Annotated in this window: 9 protein-coding genes and 1 pseudogene; 5 read left to right on the forward strand and 5 right to left on the reverse strand. The window is 35.9% G+C overall.

Features of this window, described 5'->3' with window-relative positions; genetic code table 11:
- The first annotated feature begins 83 nt into the window (after positions 1 to 83).
- Positions 84 to 758 carry a hypothetical protein gene (locus WBY99_RS05440; RefSeq protein WP_423975322.1) on the forward strand — a complete coding sequence of 225 codons (675 nt, stop codon included), beginning with the start codon at positions 84 to 86 and terminating at the stop codon, positions 756 to 758.
- Positions 759 to 922: 164 nt separating this feature from the next.
- On the opposite strand, the gene prfA is transcribed toward WBY99_RS05440, so the two are convergent.
- The 5 genes from prfA to WBY99_RS05465 form a co-directional block, all read right to left on the reverse strand.
- A complete protein-coding gene (prfA, locus tag WBY99_RS05445; protein ID WP_423975323.1) occupies positions 923 to 2,008 on the reverse strand; it encodes a peptide chain release factor 1 in 1,086 nt (361 codons plus the stop codon).
- Positions 2,009 to 2,341: 333 nt separating this feature from the next.
- The gene (locus tag WBY99_RS05450; RefSeq protein ID WP_423975324.1) at positions 2,342 to 2,620 is read right to left on the reverse strand and encodes a hypothetical protein; all 279 of its coding nucleotides are present in this window, start codon (positions 2,618 to 2,620) and stop codon (positions 2,342 to 2,344) included.
- A 91-nt stretch (positions 2,621 to 2,711) separates the two neighbouring features.
- Positions 2,712 to 4,319 carry a fumarate hydratase gene (locus tag WBY99_RS05455; RefSeq protein ID WP_423975325.1) on the reverse strand — a complete coding sequence of 536 codons (1,608 nt, stop codon included), beginning with the start codon at positions 4,317 to 4,319 and terminating at the stop codon, positions 2,712 to 2,714.
- A gap of 179 nt (positions 4,320 to 4,498) precedes the next feature.
- A complete protein-coding gene (locus WBY99_RS05460) occupies positions 4,499 to 5,293 on the reverse strand; it encodes a DUF2797 domain-containing protein (protein WP_423975326.1) in 795 nt (264 codons plus the stop codon).
- 74 nt (positions 5,294 to 5,367) lie between these two features.
- Entirely contained in the window at positions 5,368 to 5,646 is a 279-nt protein-coding gene (locus WBY99_RS05465; protein ID WP_423975327.1) for a hypothetical protein, read from the reverse strand.
- A 198-nt stretch (positions 5,647 to 5,844) separates the two neighbouring features.
- Here WBY99_RS05465 and WBY99_RS05470 point away from each other — a divergent pair.
- The 4 genes and pseudogenes from WBY99_RS05470 to WBY99_RS05485 form a co-directional block, all read left to right on the forward strand.
- A pseudogene (locus WBY99_RS05470) lies at positions 5,845 to 6,015 on the forward strand (NAD-dependent epimerase/dehydratase family protein); the annotation flags it as partial.
- A 141-nt stretch (positions 6,016 to 6,156) separates the two neighbouring features.
- Positions 6,157 to 6,378 (forward strand): DUF2795 domain-containing protein, encoded by a 222-nt coding sequence (locus tag WBY99_RS05475; RefSeq protein ID WP_133439307.1) that lies wholly within the window; start codon positions 6,157 to 6,159, stop codon positions 6,376 to 6,378.
- Between the two features lie 115 nt (positions 6,379 to 6,493).
- Positions 6,494 to 9,565, forward strand: a complete 3,072-nt coding sequence (gene secA / locus WBY99_RS05480) for a preprotein translocase subunit SecA (RefSeq protein ID WP_423975329.1) — start codon at positions 6,494 to 6,496, stop codon at positions 9,563 to 9,565.
- A gap of 106 nt (positions 9,566 to 9,671) precedes the next feature.
- On the forward strand, positions 9,672 to 10,640 hold the full coding sequence (locus WBY99_RS05485; RefSeq protein WP_423975328.1) for an ROK family protein: 969 nt from the start codon (positions 9,672 to 9,674) through the stop codon (positions 10,638 to 10,640).
- Positions 10,641 to 10,682 lie beyond the last annotated feature (42 nt).

Here is a 10,682-nt window from a genome sequence, read left to right on the forward strand (position 1 = left end):
CTCAGGAAACAATCGATTTTGAATTTAGCTATCCTGAAAATTCTCGTTTCACCGTTGAACAAAAGATTGATAATTCAGGAACCATGAAAATCACTGGTTCTCCGCAAGAAATAGCATCAATAAAAAAAGCAGGTTATAATGAGAACAGGAAATTAAAATATCTTATAAATTATACGACTGATTATAAAACAGATAAAAGAAGTCTCAATTCGTTCCCTTTTGAATTTTCCTACAGTAATATTCTTTTTGATATTGACAGCGACGGGAAAAAACAAAAAAAAGAAATGGGTTTTCCAAATGAAATGATAAAAGGTGATATTGTAAATGGGAAATTGTCTGTTGTGAAGCCTGTACAAACAAATTCTCCAGTCCAAGATCAGTATATTAATTCTTTACCTAAATATTTTACTGTTGAATTTCCAAAAATTAGTAAAATGAAAATTGGAGAATCATTTACAGTTGACAGAGTTACAGATAATAAAACGGAAGGATATTCTTTAACAGGAAATCTAAAATATACTTTAACTAAAATTGAAAATGAATTATCTTTTTTTTCAATTTCTATTAGCCAAAATAATGATAAAACTTCAACTCTCAAGTCAACAGGAATTGGTAATGGTGAAATGATTTATAATCATAAAGACAAATATATTGTATCTGAAAAAATGATTATAAAAATGATTAGCATTAGTAATGAAGCAATAAAGATGATTGTTGATAATACAATCGTTTCTTCTTATGAATTAAAATTAAAATAAACCGAAATTATTTATTTAGAAATAAGAAAGAGCATCTACTTTGATACCTTTTTTTATTTTCAAATACTTGAAATAGAAATATTCCTCAGTTTTTTTATAAGCTTTCTCAAAATAAAACGAAAGTGAGCAAAAACCCACTTTCGTTTATATCCTGAAAAATATTTTTAATAATTATCTTCCTCGCCTTTCATTTTCTCGGCATTTTCAGCCATAATCACGGCATCAATCATTTCCTGCAAATCGCCATTCATGTAAGCATCCAAGTTATACATTGATTTGTTAATTCTATGATCGGTAACTCTTCCTTGCGGATAATTGTAGGTTTTAATTTTTGCAGAACGGTCACCTGTAGAAACCATTGATTTTCTTTGTGCTGCAATATCACCGACAGATTTTTGAACTTCAATGTCGTATAATTTTGTTCGAAGCATTTCCATCGCCAATTCACGGTTAGCCAACTGAGAACGTGCCTGCTGACAAACAACCACCATTCCCGAAGGTTTGTGCGTTAACTGAACTTTTGTTTCTACTTTATTTACGTTTTGTCCACCGGCTCCACCAGAACGCGATGTTTGCATTTCAATATCGGCAGGATTTAATTCAAAATCGATTTCTTCAGCTTCCGGAAGAACAGCAACCGTAATCGCAGAAGTATGAACTCTTCCTTGCGATTCGGTTTCGGGAACGCGTTGTACCCGATGAACGCCGGATTCAAATTTCATGATTCCATAAACGCCGTCGCCTTCAATTTTTAAAATTAATTCTTTATAACCTTTTGAAGCTTCGTTGGCATCGGTGATTTCGTGTTTCCAACCTTTTGTTTTAAAATACATGGCGTAAGCTCTGTAAACATCTTCCACGAAAATCGCAGCTTCATCACCGCCTGTTCCTGCTCGCATTTCTACAATTACGTTTTTGTCATCGGCAGGATCTTTCGGAATAAGTAGGATTTTCAGTTCCTCTTCTAGCCCCGGAATTTTATCCATGGCTTCGTATTTTTCCACCTTCGCCATTTCCACAAATTCTTTATCAGAACCGTCGGCAATAATTTCGTCGGATTCTTCAATAGTGTTCAATGCCTGTTGGTATTGATCGAAAACGGCAACGATTTTTCCCAAATCACTGTATTCTTTATTCAGAGTTGAATATTTTTTCTGATCGGAAATAATATCGGGCTGAATAATAAGGTCTGCAACTTCGTTGTAGCGTTGTTTTATAGCTTCGAGTTTCGGGATTAATGACTTCGACATTTTTGATTTTTTTGTGGGTGCAAAGATAAGAAAAAGAGCCAAGTAAAAAATAAGAAGAAACAAGTATTTGGCTTTGGAAAGAAAAACTCAATTTCTTTATAGCCCCGATGGGAACGGCATCCTTTTTTGCTTTTCCTCAATTTTCTTTTGATTAAAGGTTTTCGAAAAGCAAAAAAGATATAGTGGACAGCGGGACTGAGTTTTCTAAGAAATTGAAATCTTCTTGCTCCTAAAAAAAAATCAGTTCCCAAAAAATTAGAAACTGATTGTTATATATGGTTTTGCTTTGTGATTGCTTTTCCCAGGATTAATGCGGGAGAGCAATGACATCAACTAGTGATGACCGTCGGTGTGAAGGAATGGACCACGCCCTTTTGGGTTGCTGTAAAGAAGTTCTACTCCTTCTTGCTCGGTCATTGTTTTTCTTCTTACTTCTTCTGGATCGAAAGGTTTTGTTTTTCCGAAATATTCTAATAATCCGAAGGATAACCAGATTGGAATTACATATCCAAAGAACATAAAAATACACCAAAATCCTACGAGGAACATGCATACGAAATAGATCGTCCAAAGGAATTGGTAGAAAGGCCAAAATGAAGATAACAGAATCATTGTAATAGATTTTAGGCAAAAATAGGATAAATTTTGGTTGTTACAAAAGATTTACCACTGATTTTTGTAATTTAAACTGATTTTAAATTTCTTAGTGGGCGATTGATTCGAAGAAGTCGTTTCCTTTATCATCTGAAATAATGAATGCCGGGAAATTTTTAATTTCAATTTTTCTCACGGCTTCCATTCCAAGTTCTTCGAAATCAACTACTTCAACCGACTTGATGTTTTCTTTTGCTAAAATCGCAGCTGGTCCACCAATCGAACCTAAGTAGAATCCACCGTATTTGTGGCAAGCATTCGTAACATCTTTGCTTCGATTTCCTTTGGCGAGCATAATCATACTTCCGCCGTGGGACTGAAATTCATCAACATAAACGTCCATTCTTCCTGCGGTAGTTGGACCAAAACTTCCTGAAGCCATTCCGGTTGGAGTTTTTGCGGGACCAGCGTAATAAATGGGGTGGTTTTTGAAATATTCGGGCATTGGTTTTCCGCTGTCTAATAATTCCTTAATTTTTGCGTGAGCAATATCTCTTGCCACAATTAAAGTTCCACTCAAACTTAATCGAGTTTTAATTGGATATTTTGAAAGTTCAGCTAAAATTTCCGGCATTGGCTGATTCAAATCAATAGAAATCGCTTCTTCTAAATGAGGTGGAGTTAGTGGCAAAAACTGTTTTGGATTCACTTCTAATTGTTCCAAAAAGATTCCGTCTCTGGTAATTTTTCCTTTGATATTTCTATCTGCAGAACAGGAAACACCCATTCCAACCGGACAAGAAGCTGCGTGACGTGGAAGACGAATTACCCGAACATCATGCGTTAAATATTTTCCGCCAAATTGCGCTCCGATAGAACTTTCCTGGCAAATCTTCTGAACTTTTTTCTCCCATTCCAAATCACGGAAAGCTTGTCCGCCCATGTTTCCTTCGGTCGGAAGATGATCGTAATAACCAGCGCTGGCCTTTTTTACCGCTGCTAAATTTGCTTCAGCGGAAGTTCCGCCAATTACTAAAGCTAAATGGTAAGGCGGGCAAGCCGCAGTTCCCAAATCCATAATTCTTTCTCGAACAAAAGCGTCTAACGAATTTTCATTTAATAAAGATTTTGTTTTTTGATAAAGGAACGTTTTGTTCGCAGAACCGCCGCCTTTTGCTAAAAACAAAAATTTATATTCGTTTCCTTTTTCAGCGTAAATGTCGATCTGCGCAGGAAGATTAGAACCCGAATTTTTTTCCTCGAACATTGTTAAAGGAACAATTTGGGAATATCTTAAATTTCTTTCTTGGTAAGTATTGTAAATTCCTTTTGAAATCCATTCTGCGTCATCAGCACCAGTATAAACATTCTCCCCTTTTTTCGCCACGCAAATCGCAGTTCCGGTATCTTGACAAGATGGAAGTGCGCCTTCAATTGCTACCGCCGCATTTTGCAAGAGATTGTACGCAACAAAACGATCATTATCAGTTGCTTCTGGATCGTCAATGATATTTTTGAGTTTTTGCAAATGTGAAGAGCGAAGCATGAAAGAAACGTCTGCCAAAGCATTTTCTGCAAGAAGTTCAAGACCTTTTGGATCGATGGTTAAAATTTCTCTGCTGCCGAATTGTTCAACTTTTACATATTCGGAGGTGAGTTTTTTGTATTGCGTGTCGTCTTTTAGAATCGGGAAAGGTTCTTGATACTGAAATTCCATTTTTTGAATAATTTTTGAAAGTGCAAAAATAGGGAAATTTTAGATGGTTCGAAGCCGCTAATAAGAATGTCAGGTCGCACGCATTAAAATTTAATCAATTCCTCCAGGCGCTCTAAATTCCAAGAAACCATTTTTTATTCTTTTCATGCTCGCTTTCTTGTTTGTGGTTTCTTTTTCATTTACCCGATTTCCAAATCAATCACATAACCCTCGTGCCCTCTAATATTAATAAATTTTCCACCTTCGAAAGAAAGATACTGTCCTTTAATTCCTCTAAGAATCCCTTCAAATTCCGGATTTTTATCTAAAGTAAAAGAGGTGATTTTTTCGGGAGCTTCATAAGGATAATCGAGTTTTACAATTTCTTCTTCATCAGAATAGAAGTTTTTGAAATCTTCTGGAAAATAATTTTTGACCTTTTCTCGGAAATCAGCTAAATCCAAATCATTTTCATATTCATCTTCCAGCATTTTTCGCCAATTGGTTTTATCAGCCAAATGTTCTTTCATAGCAACTTCAATCATTCCAGCTTCGTACCGATTTTCGGTTTTTGCAATCGGAAGCGCAAATGTTGCACCTTGATCGATCCATCGAGTTGGGATTTGCGATTCGCGGGTAACGCCCACTTTCACATCGCCGGTATATGCCAAATAAACAACGTGTGGCTGCAACTGAATGGATTTTTCCACATCTAAATCTCTTTCTCCAATTCCCAAATGTGCGGTAGATAATTCTGGACGAATAATCGTGTCGCTGGCAAAAGGACTTTCGAAAAAACATTTTTTACAGAAACCCATTCGGTAGATTTTTTCATTTCTACCACAACTTACACATTGATAACCAATATGTTCCAGTTTTATATTCTTACCAATCAGCTGATTCATATTAATTAAATCATTGGATAAGTTAAGAAAATATTGAATTGGCTGCCCATTTTGAGTTGCCATTTTTAAAATCTGTCCAGAGAATTTCATGATTAAATATTTAGAGTCAAATATAAAGAAAACATCCTTGATTAGGATGTTTTTAAAGTGTATCAAAAGAAAAGTTACTTTTTGTGCTCCTCATCGTTTTTCAATTTTTCGGCATCTGCTTTTTCATCTTTGATTGCATTTTGCTCTTCATCCTTAACGCCAACCGCTGTTTTCACAGTAGCAGAGTCATAGCCCAAATTAGTAGAATCACTGTGTACCAATGAATCTGAACTTGGCATTACCTCTTCTGAATTTTCAGTCTGGGTAGTTTCGGTTTCTTTTTTATTACATGCGGTAACAACCAGAAACGCAACAGTAATCGCTAACGAATACTTAATAATCATTTGTTTCATAACTTTGGTTTTTATCGCTACAAAATTACAAAAAAGAACCTAAATCAAATACTTTAAACCAATAAAAATAAGCCATTTACCTCTTTTTATTTCCAACTGTAAAAGCAGAATTTAAACACTTAAAAAAGCACTAAAATCCCAACTGATAAAGATTGAGATTTTTTATTTAATCCATATCTTAGCGTTTTAAAACACTTTATCAATTATATCGTTACAGGCGGCTCTGGTTTTACAGAATCTCATTTGGCTGAGCATTTGTTAAAAAGTGGACATTCTGTCATTAACATTGACAGTTTTGATGACTTCTATGATTATACAATTAAAATCAAAAACACCTCAGAATCCGTTCAGCCAAGAACTCATTTCCAAAATGGCATAAAAAATTTGTGGAATGGTTTTTGAGAAATGGTTCTTGAAAAAAAACAAATATTAATCAAAGTTTGTTGAAAATCAGAGACAAAAATGTTTTTATGTCAATGATTTTTATACTTTTGCAAAAAATTATATTATATGTATTGGACATTAGAATTAGCTTCTTATTTAAGCGACGCACCTTGGCCTATGACAAAGGCGGAACTTATTGATTATGCAATTAGAACAGGTGCACCAATGGAAGTGGTAGAAAATCTTCAAGCCATCGAAGATGAAGGGGAAATCTATGACTCAATTGAAGAGGTATGGAGCGATTATCCTACCGACGACGATTATCTTTGGAATGAAGATGAATATTAAAAAACACAGTCGATCGTCGTTTTCGGCAATCGACTTTTATATTTTAGAAAAATTCTAAAAATTAAAATTTTAAAATGGCCGCGTGTTCCCACGCATTGAGCCGAAAGCAAATACTATGGGATTTATAGACAATGTTCTTAAAGGTTTTCTTGGTGACAAAAATGTGACTGACCTCAAGGAAGTAAAAAAAGTTTTAAATAAAATAAAAGCAGCGGAACCAAAAATTCAGGAATTATCTGATGACGGTTTACGAGCAAAAACTGCTGAATTTAAAGAAAAATTAAAAACTGCAACTGCTGGTATTACCACGCAGATTGAGGAAACCAAAGAACAGATCAAGAATTCTACTAATATTGATGAGAAAGAATCGCTCTTTTCAAAGATTGAAACTTTGAAAAAAGACTCTTATCAAATCGAAGAAAAAGTTCTTAACGAAATTCTTCCTGAAGCTTTCGCTCTTATTAAAGAAACTGCTCGCAGATTAGCACAAAACGGAGAAATTCGAGTTACTGCAACTGATTTAGATCGGGAATTTGCTGCCACAAAAGATTTCATTGAATTAGACGGTGACACTGCAGTTTGGAAAAACAAGTGGGATGCCGCCGGAACTCCTATCGTTTGGGACATGGTTCACTACGATGTACAGTTCATCGGAGGAGTTGTATTGCACAGCGGTAAAATTGCCGAGATGGCAACTGGTGAAGGTAAAACATTGGTGGGAACATTACCAATTTATCTGAATGCACTTCCAGGAAGAGGTGTTCACGTAGTAACGGTAAATGACTACCTGGCAAAACGTGACTCCCTTTGGATGGGTCCACTTTATCAATTCCATGGGATGACCATCGATTGTATTGATAATCACCAACCCAACTCCGACGCAAGAAGAAAAGCATATCAATCAAGCATTACTTACGGAACCAATAACGAATTCGGTTTTGACTACTTGAGAGACAACATGGTGACTTCACCTTCTGAATTGGTTCAGGGTGAATTAAACTTTGCAATTGTTGATGAGGTAGATTCAGTTTTAGTTGATGACGCGAGAACACCATTAATTATTTCTGGTCCGGTTCCACAAGGAGACCGACAGGAATTTGATGTTTTAAAACCTTCTATTGACAGGATCGTAGAAATTCAGAAAAAGACGGTAAGCGCCATCTTCCACGAAGCAAAAAAATTAATCGCTAACGGAAACACCAAAGAAGGAGGTTTTAAACTTCTTCAAGCATACAGAGGTTTACCTAAAAACCGTCAACTAATTAAATTCCTTTCGGAAAGCGGGCATAAAGCACTTCTTCAAAAAGTGGAAGGACAATATATGCAGGACAATAACAAAGATATGCCGATCGCCGATAAAGATCTGTACTTTGTAATTGACGAAAAAAATAATCAAATTGATCTTACCGATAAAGGCGTAGAATATATGTCTGCCGGAAATGAAGATAAAGACTTCTTCGTTTTGAATGATATCGGAACTGAGATTGCTGAAATAGAAGCTCAAAATTTATCTAAAGAGGATGAGTTTGAAGCGAAAGAAAAAGTATTCAGTGAGTTTGCAGTAAAATCTGAAAGAATACATACGCTTAGCCAATTGCTAAAAGCATATACTTTATTTGAAAAAGATGACGAATATGTAGTAATCGATGGTGAGGTAAAAATCGTAGATGAGCAAACAGGTCGTATTATGGAAGGAAGACGTTATTCTGACGGACTCCACCAAGCGATTGAAGCGAAAGAAAACGTAAAAATTGAAGCCGCTACGCAAACCTTCGCAACCGTTACGCTACAGAACTATTTCAGAATGTACAACAAACTTGCGGGGATGACGGGTACAGCAGAAACTGAAGCAGGTGAACTTTGGGAAATTTATAAATTGGACGTAGTGGTAATCCCTACCAACAGACCCATTCAAAGAGATGACAGACAGGATTTAGTTTACAAAACTAATCGTGAAAAATACAACGCTGTAATTGAAGAAGTTGAAAGATTAACTTCAGACGGAAGACCAGTTTTGGTTGGTACAACTTCTGTAGAAATTTCTCAATTATTATCAAAAGCATTACAACTGAGAAAGATTCAGCATAATGTTTTGAATGCGAAACTACACGCCAGAGAAGCAGAAATCGTAGCGATGGCTGGTGGACCAGGAGTTGTAACAATTGCAACCAACATGGCTGGTCGTGGTACTGATATTAAGTTGCAGGGCGAAGTAAAACAAAACGGTGGTCTAGCAATTATCGGAACTGAAAGACATGACTCTAGACGTGTTGACAGACAGTTAAGAGGTCGTGCAGGGAGACAGGGAGATCCAGGAAGTTCTCAGTTTTACGTTTCTCTTGAAGATAATTTGATGCGTCTTTTCGGTTCAGAAAGAATCGCGAAAATGATGGACAGAATGGGTCATAAAGAAGGTGAAGTAATTCAGCACGGAATGATTTCTAAATCCATCGAAAGAGCGCAGAAAAAAGTTGAAGAAAATAACTTCGGGATCAGAAAAAAACTTTTGGAATATGACGACGTGATGAACAAACAACGTGACGTTATCTACAAAAGAAGAAAGAACGCATTGTTCGGTGATCACTTGAAATATGATATTTCTAACATGATCTATGATGTGGCTCAATCTATTGTAACCAAAGGAAAACTAGAAGGAGATTACAAAGATTTTGAATACGAAATCATTAAAAACTTCACCATGGAAGCTCCGGTTACTGAAAGTGAATTTAAATCAAAACAAGTTCCTGAACTTACTGATATTCTTTACAAAGCAGCAACTGAGGATTACAAAATGAAGTTGACTCTTTTGAAAGAAAAATCATTCCCAATTATCGAGAATGTATTCCAAAATCAAGGTTCAATGTTCAAAATGATTCAGGTTCCTTTCACCGATGGAATTAAAACGATGACCATTGTTACCGATTTGAAAGAAGCACATGATACCCATTGTGATTCTTTGATCAACGATTTTGAGAAGAATATTTCTCTAGCAATTATCGATGAAAACTGGAAATTACACCTCAGAGAAATGGATGATTTGCGTCGTTCATCACAAGGAGCAGTGTACGAACAGAAAGATCCATTGGTGATTTACAAACAGGAATCTTTTTATCTTTTCACCGAAATGGTAGAAAGAGTTAACAAAGAAATTATTTCATTCTTATACAAAGGAGAAATCCCTGCATAAGAGATATCAATTTATATTTAAAACTTCTTCAATTCAATTGGAGAAGTTTTTTTTTATAGTCGCAAGCGATTTTTTTGTAATTTTAAGCCATTAAATAATTTCATTAATGGCATTAATAGACCTATCCAGGCAAGTAGCACTCGGCGTTGATATTGGAGGAACCAATACAAAATACGGACTCGTAAATCATCGAGGTGAAATTCTTGAAAAAGGAAACCTAAAGACCGATGATTATCCGGAAGTTGAAGATTTTATAGCTACTTTATATGACAGAGTTTCTCCATTAATCATGAAGTATTGCGATGGGAAACAGTTTGAAGGAATTGGAGTTGGTGCCCCCAATGCCAATTATTACACTGGAACAATTGAACAAGCACCCAATCTTCATTGGAAAGGAATTGTTCCTTTTGCCAAGTTAATAACAGAAAAATTTGGAGTTCCTTGCAAAATGACCAATGATGCAAATGCTGCTGCACTTGGCGAAATGATGTTTGGTGCTGCTAGAGGAATGAAGGATTTCATCATGATGACTTTAGGTACTGGTGTAGGAAGTGGAATCATATCTAATGGGCAATTAATTTACGGACACGATGGTTTTGCAGGAGAACTAGGACATACCATTGTAAAACCTGGCGGCAGAAAACACTGGAGTACAGGATCAGAAGGTTCTTTGGAAGCATACGCCTCTGCAACCGGAATAACAATTACCGCAAAGAAAATGCGGGCAGAATTCCCAAGTTCTATGCTCAATGATTATCCGGAAGAGCAAGTTAATTCAAAAATTGTTTATGAATGCGCAATCAAAGGAGACCCAATTGCGATTGAAGTATTTCGTTATACTGGACAAAAATTAGGAGAAGCATTGGCGAATTTCGTAATGTTTTCTTCTCCAGAAGCAATTTTACTTTTTGGTGGTGTCATCAAAGCTGGTGATTTTATTATGAAACCAACCAAACTACACATGGAAAGGAACCTATTCCCTATTTTTAGAAATAAAGTAAAGTTGGTTTTCAGTGAGTTAGATGAAGCTGATGCGGCGATTTTGGGTGCGAGTGCTTTGGTTTGGGAGAAATAATAAAATGAAGAGAAGATACTTTACTCAAACTGACCTTAGTGT

It is taken from the genome of Kaistella sp. (assembly GCF_049588135.1).
Taxonomy (GTDB): Bacteria; Bacteroidota; Bacteroidia; order Flavobacteriales; family Weeksellaceae; genus Kaistella.

Bases quoted from the DNA above. Each gene is read 5' to 3' on its own strand.
- WBY99_RS05455 (WP_423975325.1), bottom strand. From the start codon at position 4,319: ATGGAATTTCAGTATCAAGAACCTTTCCCGATTCTAAAAGACGACACG.
- WBY99_RS05440 (WP_423975322.1), top strand. From the start codon at position 84: ATGAAAATCACTGGTTCTCCGCAAGAAATAGCATCAATAAAAAAAGCA.
- WBY99_RS05485 (WP_423975328.1), top strand. From the start codon at position 9,672: ATGGCATTAATAGACCTATCCAGGCAAGTAGCACTCGGCGTTGATATT.
- secA (WP_423975329.1), top strand. From the start codon at position 6,494: ATGGGATTTATAGACAATGTTCTTAAAGGTTTTCTTGGTGACAAAAAT.
- WBY99_RS05465 (WP_423975327.1), bottom strand. From the start codon at position 5,646: ATGAAACAAATGATTATTAAGTATTCGTTAGCGATTACTGTTGCGTTT.
- prfA (WP_423975323.1), bottom strand. From the start codon at position 2,008: ATGTCGAAGTCATTAATCCCGAAACTCGAAGCTATAAAACAACGCTAC.
- WBY99_RS05450 (WP_423975324.1), bottom strand. From the start codon at position 2,620: ATGATTCTGTTATCTTCATTTTGGCCTTTCTACCAATTCCTTTGGACG.
- WBY99_RS05475 (WP_133439307.1), top strand. From the start codon at position 6,157: ATGTATTGGACATTAGAATTAGCTTCTTATTTAAGCGACGCACCTTGG.
- WBY99_RS05460 (WP_423975326.1), bottom strand. From the start codon at position 5,293: ATGAAATTCTCTGGACAGATTTTAAAAATGGCAACTCAAAATGGGCAG.